Genomic DNA, 20,406 nt, shown 5'->3' with positions numbered 1-20,406 from the left:
TGTTTAGACGTCTATTTGTTGACTGGATGGCTAGAGGGCTGTAATCTGGATCACAGTTTTATAAGAGGTATTACAAAAACTGCCATGACAACATCTGCAAACACAACGCCGCAGCCTTCTGCCCTTGCACTGCTGCCCCTATTATTATTCTTAACCCTTTTTATTGGTGCAGGCGTTTACTTTACCTTAGAAGGTGCGGACTACGCCTTCTATCAACTGCCCGCACATGTCGCCATTTTACCAGCGGTGATCTTAGCGCTCGCACTTAGCCGTGAGCGGCTGAATACTGCGATTGAACAGCTTATTCGTGGTATGGGCCATGGTGATATTATCGCCATGTGTATGATTTACCTGCTGGCGGGCGCCTTCTCATCAGTGGCTGACGCCACGGGCGGTGTGCAGGCGACGGTCAATCTGGGGCTGACATTGATCCCAGAAAACCTGATTCTGCCGGGACTGTTTGTGATTGCGGCCTTTATCTCCACGGCAATGGGTACGTCAATGGGCACCATTGCCGCACTGGCGCCTTTTGCATTGAACATGGCGACCGCAACCGGTCAGTCACCAGCAGTGATGGCGGGGGTTCTGCTCAGCGGTGCGATGTTCGGTGACAACCTGTCATTTATTTCGGATACCACGATCGCGGCAACACGCTCACAAGGCTGTAGCATGCGTGATAAGTTTAAAGAGAACGTCGGGATAGCCATTCCTGCCGCCATTGCTGCCATTATCCTGTTTGTGTTCAACAACCAAAGCGCACCGGTGGACGCGCCTGAAAGCATTAATTATCTCGCGGTTGTGCCGTACCTTTCTATCATCGTCTTGGCGCTCGCAGGGCTGAATGTGTTTGTGGTGCTGACTGCGGGTATTTTGCTGGCGATGGGCGTCGGGTTGATGAGCACGCCAGATTTTACCTTGATGAGCTTTAGCCAGCATGTCAAAGACGGCTTTGCCAGTATGCAAGAGATCTTCATCTTGTCTTTGATGATTGGCGGTATTGCAGAGCTTATGCGCTGCCAAGGTGGATTAAGCTTTTTAACCAACACGGTCAATAAAGTGATTGCCCGTTTTCAGAAAAACCAAGGCAACCATCACTCACGGGCCAGTGAGTTTGGAATAGCCTTGTTGGTATCATTCGCCAACGTGTGTACCGCCAACAACACGGTTGCTATCGTAGTGTCAGGGCAAGTGGCGAAGAACATTGCTAGCGAACACGAGGTGCCAGCGAAACGCAGTGCCAGCCTGCTCGATATTTTCTCGTGTGTGGTACAGGGTATGATCCCCTATGGGGCGCAAATCCTGCTGCTGGGTGCTAGCTTTGGCCTCTCGCCACTGGTGATTGTAAGCCACTCGTACTACTGCTTCTTCCTTGCCATTTCTGCACTGGTTGCCATTGCCAGCCGACACTGGTTTCACGCCCGTCAGCAGTAAAGGTCTGAGAACGCGCTATTAAAATGGCTCACCTCATAAAGCCTTTGCCTTATGCAAAGGCTTTTTTGTTGGCCCTAGCGAACTAGTAAGCAAAGGATGCGCCGATTTTGCTATTGATTAGAGTTTAGGCTCTATAACTTATGACTCGATCACCAAAGTGACGGTTTTTGCCCAACTGACGGTGATCATCGCAACAAAATAATGAAATAGACCAGCGGGATAGCATGAATTCTTTTAGACTAGTCGGCGTTTTATAATCGTCGACAGTCGTCGATGGTGGCTTATCCATCGCTAATAAGGTCTTAGATCATGAAGGAACGTCTTTCTTTGAAGGCAGCGGTCAGTGCTGCGTTAATTGCGTCATTGGCAGGGTGCGCCAATACAGGCTCAGAAACACCAGAACACGGTTGGGCGCCAGATACCACTTATAAGTTAACCATTCTTCATACCAACGATCACCACGGTCGTTTCTGGCACAACCGCTACGGCGAATACGGCATGGCTGCGCGCAAAACGCTGATTGATGAATTGCGTGCCGAAGCAAAAGCAGAAGGCAGCGAGGTGCTATTGCTCTCAGGCGGTGATATCAACACCGGTGTGCCTGAGTCTGACTTGCTACAAGCGGAACCTGATTTTAAAGGCATGACGCAAATTGGTTACGATGCGATGGCGATCGGTAACCACGAGTTTGATAACCCACTGAGCGTGCTTGAAAAGCAAATGCAATGGGCCGACTTCCCAATGCTGTCAGCCAACATTTATGATAAAGAAACAGGCGAGCGCAAATTCCAAGCTTATCAAATGTTTGAGCGCAACGGCCTTAAAGTTGCTGTGATTGGCTTAACCACAGAAGATACCGCCAAAATCGGTAACCCAGAGTATATCGGTTCATTGGAATTCCGTGATCCAAAAGCGGAAGCGAAGAAACTGATCGCAGAGCTGAAAGAAACCGAGCACCCAGATATCATCATTGCCGCGACACACATGGGCCACTATGCCGATGGTAAAAGTGGTGTGAACGCACCGGGTGATGTGGCGCTCGCGCGTTATATTGATGAAGGTGATTTGGATCTGATCATCGGTGGACACTCGCAAGAGCCGGTGTGCATGGAAGGTCCAAACATGTACAACAAAAACTTCCAGCCGGGTGATGCATGTACGCCAGACCAGCAAAACGGTGCGTGGATCATGCAAGCGCACGAGTGGGGCAAATATGTCGGTAAGGCGGAGTTTGAATTCCAAAACGGCGATTTGAACCTCGTTAGCTATGATCTGATCCCTGTGAACCTGAAGAAAAAAATCAAGGTGAACGGTGAGAAGAAACGTGTCTTCATCCAAGATGAAATCGCGAAAGATCAAGCGCTGTATGACTTCTTGAAGCCATACCAAGACAAAGGCCAAGAAAAACTCAACGTCAAAATTGCTAAGAGCAATGGCAAGCTTGAAGGTGATCGTGATGTGGTGCGTTTCCAACAAACCAACCTTGGTCGCCTGATCGCCATGTCACACATGGAGCGTGCGAAAGCAGACTTTGCGGTGATGAACTCCGGCGGCGTACGTGATTCGATTCCTGCTGGCGACATCACTTACAAAGACGTATTGAAAGTACAGCCATTTGGCAACATGGTGACCTACACCGATATGAGCGGTAAAGAAGTGCTGGACTACCTGAATGTTGTCGGCACTAAGCCGGTTGATTCTGGTGCGTATGTACAGTTTGCCGGTATCTCGATGGTGGTTGAAAACGGTAAAGTTCACGATGTGAAAATCGGTGGTGAGCCATTAGATATGGACAAAACTTACCGCTTCACTGTGCCAAGCTTTAACGCAGCGGGTGGTGACGGTTATCCAAAACTGACTAACCATCCTGGTAACGTAAACACAGGTTTCGTGGATGCTGAAGTGCTGAAAGACTATCTAGAAGCGCACAGCCCAATTGATGTGAACGACTACGCACCGAAGGGCGAAATTGTTTACAAGTAAATCTGACTAAGATTGCCATGATGACAAAGCGGTACCGATGCGGTGCCGCTTTTTTTATGCAATGATAGTGCGATGTGTTTTAGCTGTAGAGAAGCATGATGACACCAGCGATTAAATTAGCTGAAAAACATGGGATTAAGTTTAACGTTCATCAATATGAACACGACCCTAACAACCAACACTTTGGCGAAGAAGCGGTGCAAGCACTTGGGCAAGATCCTGCGCGGGTATTTAAAACGCTATTGTTTTGCATTAATGGTGACAGTAAACAACTGGCGGTCGCAGTGGTGCCGGTGAAAGGCTCGCTCAACCTGAAAGCGGCAGCCAAAGCTGCAGGCGGTAAAAAGGCGGTGATGGCGGAGCCGGCGAATGCCCAACGGGTGACAGGCTATTTGGTTGGCGGGATCAGCCCTCTGGGACAAAAGAAACGCTTGCCAACGCTACTTGATGCATCTGCACAACAGTTTGAGACGATCTGTGTCAGCGCCGGTCGTCGTGGATTAGAAATAGAACTATCGCCAGCGGATTTGTTGGCGTTGACTGCGGGAAAGTACGCGGCGATCGGCGAATAACCATAAGGATAATCCAGTATGACATTCACCATTTGGGCCTCATTGGCGCTTGTGTGTATGCTCGGTGCGATGTCGCCCGGGCCGAGTTTAGTAGTGATGGCGAAACATAGCCTCGCCAACAGTCGATTACACGGTATTGTTGCGTCTTGGGCGCACGCGCTTGGCGTCGGTTTGTATGCGCTGATCACCATGTTGGGCTTAGCCGTGATCTTCAAACAATCGCCGTTACTCTTTACCGGGATTGCCTATACAGGGGCGGCTTACTTAGCGTGGCTTGGCGTCAAATCTTTGTTGAGCCAAGGTGGCGTGGCGTCCAAACTTGAAGCGGGTAAACCGGCAAGCTTAGGTGAGGCGGCGCGGGATGGTGCGATGATCTCGATGCTTAATCCCAAACTGGCGCTCTTTTTCATTGCCTTATTTAGTCAGTTTGTTGCCATTGGCACCGATTTCTTTAGTCGCAGTGTGATTGTTTTAACACCGCTACTGATTGATGGCTTATGGTATACCCTGATCGCGTTTCTGCTCTCTAGTGCCAGTGTGGTCGATAAGCTACGCCAGCATGCCGTGTGGGTGGATAAGCTCTCAGGCGTGGTGTTAATCGCGCTATCGGTTCGGGTAGTGGTGACGCTTTAAACCGCATAACGGCCGAAACATAAGTACAAAAAAGACTGGTGGCTCACCAGTCTTTTTTCTTTGGCGCAAGACAGCGCCGTGTCGTGTTGGGGTACATTCGCTAGGCGCGGCGGCTCAAATGGCGCTCGCGTGTTTCCAATTTTTTCTCTTGGCTTTTTTTCAGCATCACGTAAAGCGCTCCCGAGCCACCTTGATGGCGCAGCGCCGAGTGATAACAAAGGACATCTGAAATCTGCTGTAACCACTGGCACACATAGCTTTTCATCATAGCCGGTGGGTTACTGCGCTCTCCTTTACCATGCACAATCACCACGGTACGAATATCCATGCGCTGGCATTGTTTTAAAAAGCGTAAAATTTCATCGCGCGCTTTTTCCAAAGACATCTTATGCAGGTCGAGTCTTGCGTGAATGTCATACTTCCCTAAACGCAGTTTACGGAACACGCCCTCTTGCACACCCGCGCGCTTGTAGGCCATGACTTCGTCCGGTTTCACCATGGTGGCGTAATCCAACGACAAATACTCAGGGTCGCTGTCGGCCAGCTTTTGCGCCGCTTGCTGTCGTGCCAGCTGTGCTTCAGTTGGCTGGTGAGATGCCGGTTGGGTCTCTACTTTGTCCTGCTCAATGGGGTCAACGTCAGACATCATCTCGCGGAACAAATCAAACTCATTTTTATCACTCATCGCTCTTATGCCATGTGTGGTTTGATACGATTTGGGGACAGTATAAACGAAATTAAAAAAAGAAACCCAGAGCCACATTCTGTGACCAACCATGTGACCCTGGACTAAGCAAGAATGCTTAAAGTTAGGTAGGCAATAAAAAACAGGTTACTGAGGTTTGGACGTCATCACTTTGTAGATGAAGTAACCACCAAAAAAGCTGATTAAGCCAAATGTACAGATGATGACAATCATGGATGACAAGCCGACTGCATTGCCGAAAAGGAGATCAAGCCAAAAGTCCATAGTCTGTACCCTCGTGTCCGTTAATGTAGGGTCAGAATGCCAATAGGCAGTTAGTTGAATACTGATCAGGATCAAGTCAGGGTGGCGAACAAATAATAAACACATGTTAACGGGAATTGGATCACAGTCTCTGCGTAACTGACGTTTCTTTCACCGCTTAAGCGTGAACAAGAAAAAATTTATCGGACAGGGCTTGAGGTTTCGGTGGGCTTGAGTATTATAGGCGACCTCAGCGCGGGGATGCACTTGGTCGCATAGCCCTTCGCTTGACAAGATAAACGTCAATTCGTAAAACTTGTCATATGTCGGTGAATAGCGCAGTTTGGTAGCGCATCTGGTTTGGGACCAGAGGGTCGGGGGCCGGAAGCCGGTCCAATCGAATCCTTCTTCACCGACCACTATTTTTAAGCTCGGTAATCTAGGGTTGCTTGGCTGATGTAAAGAACATTGTCGGTGAATAGCGCAGTTTGGTAGCGCATCTGGTTTGGGACCAGAGGGTCGGGGGTTCGAATCCCTCTTCACCGACCACTATTTAAAACTGAGTGATCCAAGGTTACTTGGTTGACGTAAAAAGCATTAACGGTGAATAGCGCAGTTTGGTAGCGCATCTGGTTTGGGACCAGAGGGTCGGGGGTTCGAATCCCTCTTCACCGACCAACAAGAAACCCCAGCCTTTTGGCTGGGGTTTTTTCGTTTTATTGCAGGTGAGTGCTTAAGGCTTAGGATAGTGCTGGAAAGCCTTAGTATGACCTGTTTCGTCAAATGCCATCACTGTGTAGGGCTGGTGACGATCGCCATATTCCATACCCGGCGAGCCGATCGGCATGCCGGCAACAGCGAGACCTTCATAGCCTGTATGGGTGGCAAGGAGCTTTTCCACTTCTTGCGCGGGGACATGGCCCTCAATCACGTAGCCGTTGATGCGTGCAGTGTGACATGATTGCATGTCGGCAGGCACACCCATCTCTTGTTTGACGGCCGCCATATTGTTGTGCGGTTTAACCTCCAGCTCAAAGCCGGCTTGCTCCATGTGCTCAACCCAATCGTCGCAACAGCCACAGCTGGGCGATTTATACACCACACCGCTTGCGGCCATCGCTGAGGCACTCATCAGGCCTACGGTTGCTACCAGTAGTTGTAAATGCTTCATTATCACTCCTTGTTACTTCTTGTCTGATTTTATTTTGAAAAAACGTAGTCGATTGGCGTTGGTCACCACAGTGATCGAAGACAATGCCATTGCGCCGCCGGCAATCACGGGGCTGAGTAACATGCCGGTAAAGGGATAAAGAATACCGGCCGCCACCGGGATCCCCAGCGTGTTGTAAACAAAGGCGCCAAATAGGTTTTGCTTCATATTGCGCACGGCGGCTTGAGATAAAGCAATCGCGTTGGCAAGCGCACCCAGGTGTTGATGCATTAACGTAATTTGCGCACTTTCAATCGCAATATCACTGCCGCCGCCCATCGCGACCCCCACATCTGCCTGAGCAAGAGCGGGGGCGTCGTTAATACCATCGCCCACCATTGCCACACGCTTACCTTGCTGTTGCAGCGCTTGAATTTGCTCGGACTTACCATCCGGAAGCACACCAGCAATCACATGATCAATGCCTAATTGGCGACCGATTGCATTGGCAGTATCGGGGTGATCGCCTGATAGCATGATGACTTCGAGCCCTTGTTGTTGCAGTCGCGCGACGGCATCAATCGCATCGTCCCGGATCGGATCGCTGATCCCGATAAGCGCCAGCACTGCCTGTTCATTGGCAAGATAAATGGCGGTCTCACCGCGTTGGGTCATGGCATCAATATCGTGTTGATGGGGGCGGGTATCCATGCCTTGCGCACGCATCCACGCTTGGTTGCCGATGTAGTAACGCTCACCGTCAATTTTGGCTTGGATCCCTTTACCGGATTCACTGTTAAAGTCGCTTGATTCGGGCAATGAGAGAGCTTGAGCTTTGGCATAGTCCACAATCGCGCGTGCCAAGGGGTGCTCGGAATGTTGTTCCATGGACGCCGCGATAGCCATGAGGCGATCTTGTTCGCCATGAAGGGTATTAATATGCGTTACCTCAGGCTGGCCGCGTGTCAGCGTACCGGTTTTATCAAACACCAGAGTATGCAGCTTGGCGGCCGTTTGTAGTGCGTCCGCATCACGGATTAACACCCCGATTTCAGCCGCGCGTCCCACCGCAGCGGTGACCGATAGCGGTGTCGCCAGCCCAAGCGCACACGGGCAAGCAATAATTAACACCGTGGTCGCTGTCACTAGCATATAACTCACTGAAGGCTCAGGGCCGACAAGATACCAAATAGCAGCGGTAAGTAACGCGATGCACACGACCACAGGCACAAACACAGAGGAGATGCGATCCGCTAACTTGGCTAGTTCAGGCTTGCTGCTTTGGGCTTCACGCACCAAATCGATAATCCGTGCCAGCATGGTGTCGCTGCCCACGCCGGTGGCTTTAAAGGTTAAGCCCCCTTGTTGGTTTACGGTTCCTGCATGCAAGGTATCGCCCGCTTGCTTATGCACCGGCACAGGTTCACCAGTTAGCATGGATTCATCGATATAGCTGCTGCCATCAACCACTTCACCATCCACAGGGACTTTGGCACCCGGCTTCACGCGCAGAGTCATGCCTTTTTCCACATCACTTAATGGGCGCTCGGTTTCTTGGCCATTTTCAATCACTAGGGCAGTGGGCGGTTGCAAATCAAGCAGCTGGTCTAGCGCTTTGGAGGTATTGGCACGTGCGCGCGCTTCAATCGCATGGCCCAAGCTAATCAAACCAATGATCATTGCCGAGGCTTCAAAATACACATGGCGTGCTTGTTCAGGGAATAATGCCGGTGCCACGACGACGGCGGTTGAGTACAGCCATGCCGCCCCCGTGCCGAGCGCAACCAAGGTATCCATGGTGGCGCGTTTGTGCATCAACGCTTGCCACGCATTCGCGAAGAAGTGGCGACCACCGGTTGCAAGTAAGATCAGGGTCAGCACGGCAATCACGCCCCACGCCCACTGATCTTGAGTCGATTGAATGGTCATACTGCCACCCAATACCCCCCAAGCCATCAGCGGTGCGCCAAGCCCTAACCCAGCCAGGGTGCTGCGTTTAAAGCTTTTCAGCTCAGAGGCTTGTTGAGCCTGTTGGCGTTCACGGCGGTCATTATCATCTTCTACCTTCTCGGCGCCATAGCCTGCGTTTTCTACTGCTTGAATAATCGCCGCTGCCGTCGCATTGCCTTTGACAATGGCACTGCGCTCAGCAAGGTTCACGCTAACATTGGCCACACCATCCACACTGCTGATAGCAGTTTCAACACTTTTGACACAGCTTGCGCATGTCATGCCGGATAACACAAATTGCATGCGTGAGTGGCTGGATGAAGGCTCAGTGCGCGTCTTGGTTTCGGCCTGTTGCTCAACCTCGGCGGTTTCGGTTTGCGATTGATGTGGCTCGGTTGATGAGGGCGTTGCTTGGCTGGGATCGATGAGTGTGGCCCCAAAGCCCAACGCTACGATCGTTTCAATCAGCGTCTCGGCGCTGAGTGTGGTGCGTACGGTCGCCGCGTCTTTGCTGACTTGATAGTCAAAAACGGCATCGTTTTCATCGAGCGCACGCTCCACTTTTGCCACGCAGTGACCGCAGCTTAACCCCGACAATGCCAATTCATGCTGATAACCGACTTGATAGCCAAGGTTATCAATGGTTTGGATGATGGAGTCCAAGCTCAAGCTGGTATGAATATCTGCATGAGTTTTAGTTACCGAGTGCGAAAACACGGTGGGTAGGGCATCCAATGCCGCTTCGACTTTGGCGACACAGCGCCCACAGTTTAGCCCACTTAATACCAAAGCATGACGAAAGCCGGCTTGATATCCCAGTGCCTCGATCGCATCGACGATCTGTTTAAGCGTCGCTTCAGGGTTATCTCCGAGCACTTCCAGCGAGATAGCTTGTGTATCCGCCTTTTCTATGCGGACGTTATCGACCGTTGCCACTGCTTGGGTCACTTTTTTCACACACCCGTTGCAGCTCAGCCCGTCGAGAGGCAAGGTGTAATAAGTCATGGTGGTATCTATGGTTGTCATTTCCGCTCCTTAATGATCACAACACAGCGCACGTGTTGGGGAAACGTCGCAACATCGAGTAAACTGAACCATAAACCTTATAGCTACTGGAAGGTCAAGGAGCGAGAATGAAAATTCAGCAAGTCGCCGAAAAAACCGGTTTAACCACCAAAACCATCCGCTTTTACGAGCAGAAAGGGCTGATCACGCCGCCACACCGCGCCGACAATGGGTATCGTGATTATCGCGCGCAGCACGTGAGCGAGTTGCAAATGATCCGTCGGGCGCGATTGGTGGGGTTTACCTTGGAAGAAAGTGCGGATTTGTTAGCGTTATCGCGCGATCCTTCTTTACGCAGTGCCGATGTGAAAGCACGCGCCGAGAGTAAATTGATGGAGATCGATGAAAAAATTGCCGAGCTGGCGGCGATGAAAACCACCCTTCAAGCGCTTACCCAAGCGTGTCCCGGTGATGGTGACGCGCAGTGCCCGATCATCGAAGCCCTGCGCGGAGACAGTGAGCTAGGCAGCATTGATTTTACCGAAAGTCAGTGCTGCAAAGCGTCGGCGAAATAGCTGCCAAGCGTGAGTGACCAATTAGTACAGTAGCGAGTACAGTTGACGGCGATAACGTGAGGCAATTTCGTTGCCTTGACCCAATGCGGCCAGAATATCCATCAAGGTTTTCTTGGCCTCTCCATCGGCGTGATTCATATCGCGACGGAGAATGTTCATCAGTAGCTCAAGTGCGTCTTCGCTACGATTGATTTGGTTAAGTTGCACCGCAAGCTCATAGGCGATATCTGCATTATCTGGGTTCTCGGCCAGTGCATCTTGCAAGTTACGGATCTCTGGCGCGTCAGCCGCTTGATTGTGCAATTCAATTTTCGCGATCAGCCCTTTGTAGGTCGCGTCTTGATCTTGCATCAACACCGTATCGAGCACGGCTTGCGCTGCATCAAACTGCTGGGTCTCGACCAGACATTCGGCCAGCGCCAGTTTAAAGTCTCCCTTCTCACCGTGGCTGCTTTCAAGGGGTTTTAGGATCACCAAGGCATCGGTGTAATTGCCTTCCGCCATCAATTGACGCGCTTGGTCAAACGCTTGATCTTCTGGGCTTGGCAGGTGCTTATTTAGCATTTCGCGCACCGTCTCTTCATTTTGCGGGCCGGCAAGGCCATCCACCGGCTGACCATCTTTAAACAGAGCCAGCGTTGGCAGTGCGCGGACGCCAAACTGGGCGGCAATCAGCTGCTGCGCTTCACAGTCGATCGTGGCGAGCGTAAAGGTGCCGTGGCTATCGTGAGCCACCTGCTCGACAACCGTTTTCAGCTCAACGCTTTCGGGCATCATGTTTGCCCAAAAATACACCAGCACCGGCGTGCGTGAAGAAGACTCAAGAATTTGCTGAAAATTATGTTCGGTTAATTCAACGATATAGTTTGCGTGCATCATGGATCCCGACGAAGTGTGTTTGCAATAAGGGTGGGGGCAAATGCGTCGAAATTCAAGCAGCTGAGATACGAAAAAGCCACCCTAGGGTGGCCTATTTCGTCGGTCTGCAAGCGAGTCCATCAAAGATGACGAGTGCGGGTTACAACACGAGCACCACGCACAAAGCGACGCTCAAGCAGAGCCAGTTCAATTGATGCAAGGTCATCAGCCGGCTCCTGTTGTTTATTATTGTCGGTGTTATTGGCTTGGCAGCTTGGCTGCCAATGAAGGAAAGCGTGTCAGCAAGTGGCCGCTTCCACTCATGCAAGCTAGATTAATCGCGATCTATGACATTGATGTGACAATTGCGACATCAAACACGTTTTTTTGCGATCATCTTCCCATTGCATTAACTGCCTTTGAGCAAGACCCGATCGAGCCAACGGCTGGGAAGGAGCCGTTTGAGTATTGCCATCCACACTGTCGGTTGTGTCACGCGATAACGCACCTTGGGACGCGGCGAGAACAGCGCATGCGTCAGTGGTGCAACGAGCGCGTCGGCGGGCAGGGTATATTTGTTGCCGCCTTCATCTGCAGCAAGACGGTCGATTTGGCTTTGATATGCGTGCTGGTGGCGACTTTTATCGGGGTCGACCCAGTGTTTAAAGGCACTAAGCGCATTGGCACGAAACGCGGTTTCAATTGGACCAGGCTCAATTAAGCTCACCTTAATGGGCGTATCGCTCAGCTCTAAACGCAGGGTATCGGTCCAGCCTTCGAGAGCAAACTTGCTGGCGTTATAGGCGCCGCGATATTTCAATGCCACGATGCCCAGCACCGAGCTATTTTGCACAATGCGTCCTTCGCCGTAATTAAGCAGCATCGGCAACAAGGCTTGGGTTAAATGGTGCCAGCCAAACACATTGGTCTCAAACTGGGCGCGTAAGGCATCGGTGGGCAAATCCTCCAGCGCGCCCGGTTGGCCGTAAGCGCCGTTGTTAAATAGCGCAAAGAGTTTGCCACCTGTCATTTGCGCGATTGTGTCGACCGCTTGGTTGATACTGGCCGTGTCTGACACATCCAACTGAATACAGGTTAAGCCTTCTTGCTGTAAACGGCTGACATCGTCAGGCTTTCGGCAACTGGCGATCACCGTGTGCCCTTGCTCATGCAAAGCTTTGGCGCAGGCATAGCCGATGCCGGTGGAGCAGCCGGTGATGAAAATGGCGTTGTTTAATGGCGAAGCCGTTTCCATGACATCCTCACTCATGATTGTGGCGCGTCGGACAAATAAGGCGCGAGCTTTTCCGCCATAAAATCGGCAATCCAAGGTTGTGCTTCCGGCATCGGGTGAATGCCATCATCACGCATCCATTCAGGCTTTTGGATCACAGTCTCCATAAAAAAGGGCAGCAAGGGGGTTTGTGTTTGCTCTGCCAGTGTAGGATAAATATCAGCAAATCCTTGTGCATAGCGCTGGCCATAATTTGGCGGAATTTGGATTTGTACCAATAAAGGCGTGGCATCGGCCGCACGAGTTTGGGTGATCAATTGTTCAAGGTTGTCTCGTATACGGTTAAACGACCACCCGCGTAGGCCATCGTTGCCGCCGAGCTCAATCAGCACCCATTCGGGCTGGTGGCGTTCTAATAATTGAGGCAGACGCTGCAGGCCATTGGCGGTGGTATCGCCGGAAATGCTGGCGTTGATCACCTCAATCTCGACATCATGGTCGTTGAGTGCGCGCGGCAGCTTAGCAGGCCAGGCTTGTTCAGCCGCCATTTGGTAGCCAGCGCTTAAGCTGTCACCAAGGACAAGGAGCGTTTGTGCACTGGCACTGCTCACCCACAAAAAACACAACAAAGTAAGGATGCGTAACATGGCCTCTCCTGTTATTCGAGCCGAAAAAATTGCAAAACATGTCGTGACACGCGAACAGCCGCTTACCATTCTGCAGGATGTCTCGCTACAAATCGAGGCAGGCGAGTCGATTGCATTAATGGGCGTGTCCGGCGCAGGAAAATCCACCTTAATGACCTTGCTTGCAGGATTAGATACGCCCAGTGAAGGCGAGGTCGATCTGCTCGGCCACAAGCTTTCTACCTTAGATGAAGATGCGCGCGCCGCACTGCGGGCCGAATCGGTGGGGTTTGTGTTCCAAAGTTTTTTACTGGTGCCGTCACTGAACGCGCTTGAGAACGTGATGCTGCCGCTCACCATTCGCGGTGAGGAAGAAGACGAAACCCGCGCCAAGCAACTGCTGGCCTCGGTGGGTTTGCAAGGGCGCGAAAGCCATTTGCCGTCGCAACTCTCTGGCGGGGAGCAACAACGGGTGGCCTTGGCGCGTGCCTTTATTATCCGCCCACAGGTGCTGTTTGCCGATGAGCCGACCGGCAACCTTGACCAAAAAACCGCGGCGACCATCATTGATTTATTGTTTGAACTGAACGAAAAGCATGGCACCACCTTGGTGTTGGTTACCCACGATCCGGCGCTGGCAAAGCGTTGTCAGCGTACCTTGATGATGGACAGCGGCAAGCTACAGGAGCGAGTGAATGGCGAGTAACAACGGACTACTCAATCGCTGGGCATGGCGCGAACTGTTACACGGGCAAATTTGGCCCGTGGCGGTGGCGTTGGCACTGATTATCACCTGTGTGTTTGCGCTATCAGCATTGGCCGATCGCATTGAAAACGTGCTCACCCAGCAAGGGCGTAATCTGATTGCCGCCGATACCGTGCTGCGCACCCGTCAGCCGCTTAACACCGAGCAAATTGAGGCGTTTAAACAAGCTGGCGCCACAGTGTCTGCCCAAACCCGCTTTGGTACCATGGCATTCAGCGAGCAAAAGATGCAGCTTGTGAGCGTGAAAGCGGTGGATAGCCTTTACCCGCTGCGCGGTGATTTGGTGCTGGAGCAAAACGGCCAAGCCATTGGTGGTGACCGACGCATTCAACCCGGTGAGCTATGGCTGTCTGAGCGGGTGTTTAGCTTGCTGGATGTGAAAGCGGGCGACACCGTATCGATTGGTAACCTCGATTTAACGGTGAGCGGTACCTTGGCCGCGGAGCCGGAACTCTCGTTTAACCCCTTTAGCCAAATGCCTGCGGTGATGATGCATCGAGCCGATGTGCCTGCCGCTGGCGTGGTACGCGAAGGCAGTCGGGTGCGTTATCGCTACTTTTTAACCGGTGACGAGCCCAGCCTAAGCGCGGCTAAAGCCAGCTACACGCTGCAAGATGGTGAGCGCTGGGTGGATGAAAACACCTCTGATCGCACCGGCGATATGCTGGATCGCAGCCGTCAGTACTTGTCGTTAACCGTGGTACTGGTGATTGTGATGGCCGCGGCGACGTTAACCTTAACTTGTCAGCACTACGCCAAAAGCCGCGCGGATTTGGTGGCGATGCTAAAAAGCCTCGGCGCCAGCCAACAATGGGTGCGACGCTGGTTGGCTCGGCAGTTAACCTTATTGTTTGTCCTTGCCACCGCCGTGGGCTTGGCTGCGGGGTACACGCTTGAAGTGTTATTGCGCTTGCCGCTGACCGATGTGCTGCCTTCACCGCTGCCAAGCTATGGCTGGGTGCCTTGGGTGCTTGCGCCCGGTGTCGCGCTTTTGGTGGCGCTGCCTGCCTTGGGCGTGCCGCTGCTTAAATTGCTGGATGCGCCTGCGTTGGCCGCGGTGCAATCGCAGGCTGCCCGTGGGCGTCAACGTCGCGGCACTGCGGCGATCTTAATCGCGATACCAGTGGGAGCGCTTGCACTGTGGGCGTTTGATAACACCTTGCTATGGACGGTGCTGGGGGCGATGGCAGTGATGATCGTCTTGCTGGCGCTGGCAGGGTTAGGCTTGCTCCGGTTGGTGAAATCACGGGTGCGCGCCCCCTCGGTGAAATTGGCCCTTAGCCGAATTACCCGCAATAAACTGGCTAGCAGCGTGCAATTAGGGGCGCTGGCGATCTCCTTTATGCTCTTGGCGATCATCTGGCTGCTGCGTACCGATTTGCTCGCTGATTGGGGACGGATGCTGCCGCCCGATGCGCCCAATGTGTTTGCGCTGAATATTGCTCCGAGCGAGCAGCAAAACTATGTGGGTGAACTCGATGACGCCAGCTTGATGCGCTCTGATGCCTATCCCATAGTGCGTGGCCGGCTGGTGGGCAAAAACGGTGAGCGTTACCAGATCCCAACCGATGAAGTTGAGCGCGATGAAGTGGATGAAGCACTACGTCGCGAGCTTAATTTTACTTGGCGAGACAGTTTGCCGTCGCACAATGAGGTGATTGCCGGAGACTGGCCAACCGAGAATGGCGTGTCGGTGGAGGCAGACATTGCCGAGCGCTTGGGGATTGAGATTGGTGACAGTCTGACCTTTAGCGTGACCGGCCAAGACTTTACTGCCACGGTGAACTCGATTCGTGAAGTCGAGTGGCGCAATATGCGGCCTAACTTCTACTTTATTTTCGACCGCGAGACGCTTGCCAATAAACCGGCTAACTGGCTAGTGAGCTTCAGGCTCGATGAATCGCAAACGCCTTTGCTCAATCGCTTGGCGCGGGAGTACCCGACCGTTACGCTGCTTGATTTGCGCACCATGAGCAGTCGCATTCAATCGATTTTGCGTCAAATTGGCTTGTCGCTCTCGGTGTTGGCTGGGCTGGCGGTGATCAGCGGCTTATTATTGCTGCTCACCTTGCTGCGTATCAGCCTGAGCGAGCGTCAGCAGGAGATAAACCTCTATCGCACCTTGGGCGCGAGCCGTACCCGTATTCAGCGCACCTTATGGAGCGAGTACGGCGTGATGGCCTTTGTATCGGGCCTGATGGCGGTGCTGGGCGCAGAAGCGGCGATGGTCGGCCTGCTGAAATGGGGCTTTGAAATGGAGGTACGCTTGCACCCTGAGCTTTGGGCGGTGTTGCCTGTTGTGGCCGTCGCGCTGGTGTTTGTCACGGTCGCCTCGATGCTGCGCAAACTGATTGATCCGCAGCGGCGTTAATACGGGGCGGCGGATAAGCGTTCGCCTTTCATATGCAAAAAGCGGGTATCAATTTTTTTGATACCCGCTTTGTTGTGGAGAACGCCCGAAAAATCTAACCAGCAACACGCTTAGGCGAAAAGCGAATGGGCGATTAAAATAGTGACGCCATCGCTTCTTCTACTTTGGGGTGTTGGAACTTAAACCCTGAATCTTCAAGAGCATGGGGCAGGGCGCGCTGGCTATCGAGCAGCAAGTGCGAGGCTTCCCCCATCATGGCCTTAATCGCCACGGTAGGCACAAAGAAAAGGTGCGGGCGTTTTAAGGCGCTGGCTAGCGCCTGACTAAAGCGTTTATTGGTGACCGGCTCTGGCGCGGTGCAGTTAAACGGCCCTTGCAACGCAGGCGAGTCGAGCAAATGAATGATTGCTGCGACCATATCATCAATATGGATCCACGGCATGTATTGCTGGCCTTTTCCTATCGGGCCACCAAGGCCAAGTTGGTAGGGCAACATCATCCGTTTTAGTGCGCCGCCTTCAGCGCTTAACACCACACCGGTACGCAGCAGACAGACTCGCGTATGTTGCGAGGCGCCTTTTAAGGCAATTTTTTCCCACTGATGACACACATGCTGAGCAAAATCATCGGCATGGACCACCAAGGTTTCATCGAATGGATGGTCTTGCTGATCGCCGTAGTACCCCACTGCCGAGCCGCTAATAAAAGTATGGGGCGGCGTGCTGCTGGCATGGATTTTCTCCACCAGCTTTTCTGTTAGCCCCCAACGGCTGGTACAAATGATCCCTTTTTGCTGCTCGCTCCAACGCTTATCGGCAATTGGCTCACCGGCAAGGTTAATCACAGCATCAAAATCATTCAGGTGGGGAAGGTCGTCAAGACGCTCTATCGCGGCGACCGAGTCCCCGAATATCTTTGTCACCTTTTCTTTGTCGCGCGAGAGCACGGTGAGTTGATGTTGCGGCTGCAGCTTGGCGACCAAGGCTTTGCCAATCAGGCCCGTGCCACCTGTGATTAAAATATTCATGCCTAGAGTCCTAAAAGGGTGACGAAATCTCTGCTGTTAACGCTAAGGGGCTTTTCCACTAAGCGCAAGTGGTTGCTTTGTATCCTGTTACGTGTGGCAGCGAAAATTGGTTTGATCGCGCAGTTTTCTGCTTTGTCACTCGCACCGCACATTGGGAGTGCTAACATAAATAGGCATATAAACACTGTGCCTTTTCAAGGTCGATGTTCGTTACGCAGGGAGTCATGTCACCCACATGCAGGCGTTGTTCAAATCACTACTTGGCAGTTTTCGCGATCTCTTACCCATCATTTTAGTGATTGGTTTCTTTCAAGTGGTTGTCCTTAACCAGCCATTGCCCAATTGGTTATCCATCACCATTGGGCTAGTGCTCGTGGTCGTTGGGCTGACCTTATTTGTGTACGGCTTAGACATGGGGCTGTTCCCGATTGGCGAATCGATGGCGCATTCGCTGGCCCACAAAGGCAGTTTAGGGTGGTTAATTGCGTTTGCCTTCCTACTTGGCTTTGGCACCACGATTGCGGAACCTGCACTCACCGCGGTGGCGGCGGAAGCGGCTGATGTGGCCGCCAATGGCGGGATGATAAACACCACAGAGGCAGCCAAAGACAGCTACGCCAATGGGCTGCGGCTAACCGTGGCGCTTTCTGTCGGCTTTGCGATTGTGCTTGGCGTAGTGCGGATTATGAAAGGTTGGCCGATCCACCGCTTAATTATCGGCGGCTACTTGCTGGTGGTGGCGATGACTATGGTGGCACCGCCCAGCATTATCGGCATTGCTTATGACTCGGGTGGGGTAACCACCTCCACGATTACAGTGCCATTGGTGACCGCGCTCGGCGTGGGGTTGGCAACCGTGATTAAAGGGCGTAACCCGATGGTGGATGGCTTTGGTTTGATTGCGTTCGCCTCGCTATCACCGATGATCTTTGTGATGGCTTACGGCATGGTGGTGGCGTGATGGATGGTCTGCGCCTGTTTATCGACACCTTTTTCTCCACCGTGCGCGATGTGATCCCGATTATCGCGATCATCTTTGGCTTTCAACTCTTTGTGCTGCGCAAAGCGCTCAACAACCCCAAACGGATCTTGTTTGGTTTTTTCTATGTCATTTTGGGCTTGAGCCTATTTTTAATGGGGCTGGAGCTGGCGCTATTCCCGCTTGGGGCTTCGATGGCCGAGCAGCTTACTGCCACTGATTTTGTTGGCGACGCACTCAAAGCAGGCGGCGAGATTAATTGGCAGGCCTATTACTGGGTATACCTATTTGGTGCCGCAATTGGTTTTAGCACCACGGTGGCCGAACCCTCATTGATCGCGGTGGCGATCAAAGCGGCCAAGGTTTCGGGCGGAGCGATTCGAGTGAACGGCTTACGGGCCTCGGTGGCGCTTGGCGTGGCAATGGGAATTGCCTTGGGGTGCTATCGCATTGTGGTGGGCGACCCGCTCCATTACTACATCATCACCGGCTATGTGGTGGTGGTGATCCAAACCTATTTTGCCCCGCCGTTTATCGTGCCCTTGGCCTATGATTCTGGAGGGGTGACCACCTCAACCGTCACCGTGCCCTTGGTAACGGCGCTGGGATTAGGGCTAGCCTCTACCGTACCGGGAAGAAACCCGATGCTCGATGGGTTTGGCTTAATTGCGTTTGCCAGTTTGTTTCCGATGATCACCGTGATGGGCTATGCCCAAATCACAGCCTATTTACAGAAAAAGCACGCACAGCGTTCATCGTAAGGAGAGCCTATGCGGTTCAAATTAATCATGGCGTTTATTGAAGACGCTAAAACCGATGCGGTGCTCGATGCCGCCAGACAAGCCGGCGCTACCGGCGCGACCATTATTAACAACGCGCGTGGCGAAGGCTTGGTGAAAAAGAAAACCTTTTTAGGGCTGACGCTGGATGTACAGCGAGACGTGGCTATCTTCTTGGTGGAAGAGCACTTATCACGCGCTATTCTCGAAACCATTAATGACGTGGGCGAGTTTGATGCCACCTCCGGCAGTGGTATTGCGGTGCAAATAGATGTGGAAGATGCCGTGGGCGTAGCCCACCAAATGCGAGAATTAACCGAAGTGGTGAAGGACGAGTTATGAAACAACATAAAACGGTAAGAGATGTGATGCATGCCCATGCCGTGTGTATTGATGGGCTCACCACGGTCGAAGAAGCGATCCGCATTGCACGCGAACAAGAAGTGAAAGCGATTATCGTCAATAAACGCGATGAGCATGACGAATTCGGCATTGTGTTAATGAACGACATTGCCAAAAAAGTGCTCGCCAAAAACCGCGCGCCATCACGGGTCAACGTTTATGAAATTATGACCAAACCCGCGCTTGGCGTCTCTCCCAATATGAACGTGAAATACTGCGCCCGTTTATTCGAACGCTTCGGCATCAGCCGCGCGCCCGTTATTGAAAACGGCCAAGTCCTCGGCATGGTCAGTTATAACCTGATCGTGATCTACGGCATGCTCGCCGAAGAAGTGGAGAGTCAGCATAGGAAGGATTAGGGGGGAGGATATGAACTTCCACTGTATTTATTGATTTACGTTTGTTTAAAAAATCCATAGTCACTCACGTTTACTTTTTCAATTGTATGGACTTTTTACAGCTGCTAGTATTTATTCTAGCTCCGCTGGTGTGTGACTGAATAAGCCTCCCTTAGATAGAGTGGAGGTGGCTCTAATCAAGAGGCGATTCTATCGCTTACTGTCATGAAGGTGACAGTAGCCTCAAGTAAAGACTTAGAGGCGTTAACGGTCTCAAAGTTTTCCCAGCGGAGCTCTTTTAGGAGGAGTAAATGAATAAAGATAATGTTTGGTGGACAAGGAAATGTTGGATAAAAGCAGAAGAGCGTCTACTTAAACATGCCCGATATTCAGATTTTTTTATGTTCTGGTACTCCCTTTGGGGAGTCGCCTCTTCCATAATATTTATTGGTGAAAAGCAACCTGAGATAATATCTAAGGTTTTTGTCTGCTTCTCAGTTTTTGTTTTTGGCTTCTCGTTATTCAGCTCCTTAGGACGTTTTAGAGAAAGAGCTAATAATTTTAAAGCTGGATATATTGAGTTGCAACGAATATATATGATCTTGAATTCAAAAAAGAAATCTAAAAGTGAAAGGATGGATGATGAAAATTTTAAAAATTATACGAAAGTATTGGACTCTTGTGAAAATCATACTTCACTGGACTTTTTGAGAGCAAAAGTTGATGTTTATCAGAATTCTGTAGAAAAATCAAGCCTTACCATAATACCATGTGGGAA

At 51.8% G+C, this 20,406-nt stretch carries 20 protein-coding genes and 3 tRNA genes; 15 read left to right on the top strand and 8 right to left on the bottom strand.

Features of this window, described 5'->3' with window-relative positions; genetic code table 11:
* Positions 1 to 84: 84 nt before the first annotated feature.
* The 4 genes from BZG84_RS04220 to BZG84_RS04205 all read left to right on the top strand — a co-directional run bounded on the left by BZG84_RS04220 (position 85) and on the right by BZG84_RS04205 (position 4,619).
* Complete coding sequence (locus tag BZG84_RS04220; protein ID WP_077479693.1) at positions 85 to 1,431, top strand: Na+/H+ antiporter NhaC family protein; 1,347 nt, start codon at positions 85 to 87, stop codon at positions 1,429 to 1,431.
* A 309-nt stretch (positions 1,432 to 1,740) separates the two neighbouring features.
* Positions 1,741 to 3,414 carry a bifunctional UDP-sugar hydrolase/5'-nucleotidase UshA gene (gene ushA / locus BZG84_RS04215; RefSeq protein ID WP_077457318.1) on the top strand — a complete coding sequence of 558 codons (1,674 nt, stop codon included), beginning with the start codon at positions 1,741 to 1,743 and terminating at the stop codon, positions 3,412 to 3,414.
* Positions 3,415 to 3,512: 98 nt separating this feature from the next.
* On the top strand, positions 3,513 to 3,986 hold the full coding sequence (gene ybaK / locus BZG84_RS04210) for a Cys-tRNA(Pro) deacylase (protein WP_069587476.1): 474 nt from the start codon (positions 3,513 to 3,515) through the stop codon (positions 3,984 to 3,986).
* 18 nt (positions 3,987 to 4,004) lie between these two features.
* Positions 4,005 to 4,619 (top strand): LysE family translocator, encoded by a 615-nt coding sequence (locus BZG84_RS04205; protein WP_069587367.1) that lies wholly within the window; start codon positions 4,005 to 4,007, stop codon positions 4,617 to 4,619.
* Between the two features lie 100 nt (positions 4,620 to 4,719).
* Here the strand turns inward: BZG84_RS04205 and smrA are convergent, their stop codons facing one another.
* Together smrA and BZG84_RS04195 are read right to left on the bottom strand one after the other, a co-directional pair.
* Complete coding sequence (smrA, locus tag BZG84_RS04200) at positions 4,720 to 5,304, bottom strand: DNA endonuclease SmrA (protein WP_077457314.1); 585 nt, start codon at positions 5,302 to 5,304, stop codon at positions 4,720 to 4,722.
* Between the two features lie 147 nt (positions 5,305 to 5,451).
* Positions 5,452 to 5,589, bottom strand: a complete 138-nt coding sequence (locus BZG84_RS04195; RefSeq protein WP_069587366.1) for a DUF3149 domain-containing protein — start codon at positions 5,587 to 5,589, stop codon at positions 5,452 to 5,454.
* 306 nt (positions 5,590 to 5,895) lie between these two features.
* Here BZG84_RS04195 and BZG84_RS04190 point away from each other — a divergent pair.
* From BZG84_RS04190 to BZG84_RS04180, 3 genes are all read left to right on the top strand, one after another.
* Positions 5,896 to 5,987, top strand: a tRNA-Pro gene (locus BZG84_RS04190).
* A gap of 53 nt (positions 5,988 to 6,040) precedes the next feature.
* Positions 6,041 to 6,117 (top strand) — tRNA-Pro (locus BZG84_RS04185).
* Positions 6,118 to 6,169: 52 nt separating this feature from the next.
* Positions 6,170 to 6,246, top strand: a tRNA-Pro gene (locus tag BZG84_RS04180).
* Positions 6,247 to 6,301: 55 nt separating this feature from the next.
* Here BZG84_RS04180 and BZG84_RS04175 read toward each other — a convergent pair.
* Entirely contained in the window at positions 6,302 to 6,739 is a 438-nt protein-coding gene (locus BZG84_RS04175) for a DUF411 domain-containing protein (protein ID WP_077479692.1), read from the bottom strand.
* Positions 6,740 to 6,751: 12 nt separating this feature from the next.
* Entirely contained in the window at positions 6,752 to 9,694 is a 2,943-nt protein-coding gene (locus BZG84_RS04170; protein WP_241825751.1) for a cation transporter, read from the bottom strand.
* A gap of 107 nt (positions 9,695 to 9,801) precedes the next feature.
* Between BZG84_RS04170 and cueR the strand changes: the two genes are divergently transcribed.
* Positions 9,802 to 10,248, top strand: a complete 447-nt coding sequence (cueR, locus tag BZG84_RS04165) for a Cu(I)-responsive transcriptional regulator (protein ID WP_077479691.1) — start codon at positions 9,802 to 9,804, stop codon at positions 10,246 to 10,248.
* Positions 10,249 to 10,269: 21 nt separating this feature from the next.
* Here cueR and BZG84_RS04160 read toward each other — a convergent pair whose 3' ends face one another.
* From BZG84_RS04160 to tesA, 3 genes are all read right to left on the bottom strand, one after another.
* The gene (locus tag BZG84_RS04160) at positions 10,270 to 11,124 is read right to left on the bottom strand and encodes a co-chaperone YbbN (RefSeq protein WP_077479690.1); all 855 of its coding nucleotides are present in this window, start codon (positions 11,122 to 11,124) and stop codon (positions 10,270 to 10,272) included.
* Between the two features lie 391 nt (positions 11,125 to 11,515).
* Positions 11,516 to 12,361 (bottom strand): SDR family oxidoreductase, encoded by an 846-nt coding sequence (locus tag BZG84_RS04155; protein WP_077479689.1) that lies wholly within the window; start codon positions 12,359 to 12,361, stop codon positions 11,516 to 11,518.
* Positions 12,362 to 12,372: 11 nt separating this feature from the next.
* Positions 12,373 to 12,987 carry a multifunctional acyl-CoA thioesterase I/protease I/lysophospholipase L1 gene (gene tesA, locus BZG84_RS04150; protein WP_077479688.1) on the bottom strand — a complete coding sequence of 205 codons (615 nt, stop codon included), beginning with the start codon at positions 12,985 to 12,987 and terminating at the stop codon, positions 12,373 to 12,375.
* Here tesA and BZG84_RS04145 point away from each other — a divergent pair.
* Positions 12,986 to 13,672: an ABC transporter ATP-binding protein gene (locus tag BZG84_RS04145; protein ID WP_077479687.1), complete on the top strand. Its 687-nt coding sequence runs from the start codon at positions 12,986 to 12,988 to the stop codon at positions 13,670 to 13,672. The two genes, tesA and BZG84_RS04145, sit on opposite strands and share 2 nt — an antisense overlap.
* Positions 13,662 to 16,103 (top strand): ABC transporter permease, encoded by a 2,442-nt coding sequence (locus tag BZG84_RS04140; protein ID WP_077677995.1) that lies wholly within the window; start codon positions 13,662 to 13,664, stop codon positions 16,101 to 16,103. The genes BZG84_RS04145 and BZG84_RS04140 overlap by 11 nt, the downstream gene beginning before the upstream one ends.
* 133 nt (positions 16,104 to 16,236) lie before the next feature.
* On the opposite strand, the gene BZG84_RS04135 is transcribed toward BZG84_RS04140, so the two are convergent.
* Positions 16,237 to 17,130 (bottom strand): TIGR01777 family oxidoreductase, encoded by an 894-nt coding sequence (locus BZG84_RS04135; RefSeq protein WP_077479685.1) that lies wholly within the window; start codon positions 17,128 to 17,130, stop codon positions 16,237 to 16,239.
* A 235-nt stretch (positions 17,131 to 17,365) separates the two neighbouring features.
* Between BZG84_RS04135 and BZG84_RS04130 the strand changes: the two genes are divergently transcribed.
* The 5 genes from BZG84_RS04130 to BZG84_RS04110 all read left to right on the top strand — a co-directional run.
* Positions 17,366 to 18,091, top strand: coding sequence for a DUF1538 domain-containing protein (locus BZG84_RS04130; protein ID WP_077677994.1), 726 nt, complete (start codon positions 17,366 to 17,368; stop codon positions 18,089 to 18,091).
* Positions 18,091 to 18,870, top strand: coding sequence for a DUF1538 domain-containing protein (locus BZG84_RS04125; protein WP_077479683.1), 780 nt, complete (start codon positions 18,091 to 18,093; stop codon positions 18,868 to 18,870). The genes BZG84_RS04130 and BZG84_RS04125 overlap by 1 nt, the downstream gene beginning before the upstream one ends.
* 9 nt (positions 18,871 to 18,879) lie before the next feature.
* Complete coding sequence (locus tag BZG84_RS04120) at positions 18,880 to 19,230, top strand: P-II family nitrogen regulator (protein ID WP_069587355.1); 351 nt, start codon at positions 18,880 to 18,882, stop codon at positions 19,228 to 19,230.
* Positions 19,227 to 19,649, top strand: a complete 423-nt coding sequence (locus tag BZG84_RS04115; protein ID WP_077479682.1) for a CBS domain-containing protein — start codon at positions 19,227 to 19,229, stop codon at positions 19,647 to 19,649. The genes BZG84_RS04120 and BZG84_RS04115 overlap by 4 nt, the downstream gene beginning before the upstream one ends.
* A gap of 290 nt (positions 19,650 to 19,939) precedes the next feature.
* Positions 19,940 to 20,406 (top strand): SLATT domain-containing protein (locus tag BZG84_RS04110; protein WP_077677993.1); only part of this gene is annotated, 467 nt, incomplete at its 3' end.

Source organism: Salinivibrio sp. PR932 (assembly GCF_001996125.1).
In the GTDB taxonomy this organism is placed as follows: Bacteria; Pseudomonadota; Gammaproteobacteria; order Enterobacterales; family Vibrionaceae; genus Salinivibrio; species Salinivibrio proteolyticus.
This window is presented reverse-complemented; position numbering and strand designations above follow the sequence as displayed.

Excerpts from the sequence above, each read along its gene's own strand:
- BZG84_RS04220 (WP_077479693.1), top strand. The coding sequence starts at position 85 with ATGACAACATCTGCAAACACAACGCCGCAGCCTTCTGCCCTTGCACTG.
- ushA (WP_077457318.1), top strand. The coding sequence starts at position 1,741 with ATGAAGGAACGTCTTTCTTTGAAGGCAGCGGTCAGTGCTGCGTTAATT.
- ybaK (WP_069587476.1), top strand. The coding sequence starts at position 3,513 with ATGACACCAGCGATTAAATTAGCTGAAAAACATGGGATTAAGTTTAAC.
- BZG84_RS04205 (WP_069587367.1), top strand. The coding sequence starts at position 4,005 with ATGACATTCACCATTTGGGCCTCATTGGCGCTTGTGTGTATGCTCGGT.
- smrA (WP_077457314.1), bottom strand. The coding sequence starts at position 5,304 with ATGAGTGATAAAAATGAGTTTGATTTGTTCCGCGAGATGATGTCTGAC.
- BZG84_RS04195 (WP_069587366.1), bottom strand. The coding sequence starts at position 5,589 with ATGGACTTTTGGCTTGATCTCCTTTTCGGCAATGCAGTCGGCTTGTCA.
- BZG84_RS04175 (WP_077479692.1), bottom strand. The coding sequence starts at position 6,739 with ATGAAGCATTTACAACTACTGGTAGCAACCGTAGGCCTGATGAGTGCC.
- BZG84_RS04170 (WP_241825751.1), bottom strand. The coding sequence starts at position 9,694 with ATGACAACCATAGATACCACCATGACTTATTACACCTTGCCTCTCGAC.
- cueR (WP_077479691.1), top strand. The coding sequence starts at position 9,802 with ATGAAAATTCAGCAAGTCGCCGAAAAAACCGGTTTAACCACCAAAACC.
- BZG84_RS04160 (WP_077479690.1), bottom strand. The coding sequence starts at position 11,124 with ATGCACGCAAACTATATCGTTGAATTAACCGAACATAATTTTCAGCAA.
- BZG84_RS04155 (WP_077479689.1), bottom strand. The coding sequence starts at position 12,361 with ATGGAAACGGCTTCGCCATTAAACAACGCCATTTTCATCACCGGCTGC.
- BZG84_RS04145 (WP_077479687.1), top strand. The coding sequence starts at position 12,986 with ATGGCCTCTCCTGTTATTCGAGCCGAAAAAATTGCAAAACATGTCGTG.
- tesA (WP_077479688.1), bottom strand. The coding sequence starts at position 12,987 with ATGTTACGCATCCTTACTTTGTTGTGTTTTTTGTGGGTGAGCAGTGCC.
- BZG84_RS04140 (WP_077677995.1), top strand. The coding sequence starts at position 13,662 with ATGGCGAGTAACAACGGACTACTCAATCGCTGGGCATGGCGCGAACTG.
- BZG84_RS04135 (WP_077479685.1), bottom strand. The coding sequence starts at position 17,130 with ATGAATATTTTAATCACAGGTGGCACGGGCCTGATTGGCAAAGCCTTG.
- BZG84_RS04130 (WP_077677994.1), top strand. The coding sequence starts at position 17,366 with ATGCAGGCGTTGTTCAAATCACTACTTGGCAGTTTTCGCGATCTCTTA.
- BZG84_RS04125 (WP_077479683.1), top strand. The coding sequence starts at position 18,091 with ATGGATGGTCTGCGCCTGTTTATCGACACCTTTTTCTCCACCGTGCGC.
- BZG84_RS04120 (WP_069587355.1), top strand. The coding sequence starts at position 18,880 with ATGCGGTTCAAATTAATCATGGCGTTTATTGAAGACGCTAAAACCGAT.
- BZG84_RS04115 (WP_077479682.1), top strand. The coding sequence starts at position 19,227 with ATGAAACAACATAAAACGGTAAGAGATGTGATGCATGCCCATGCCGTG.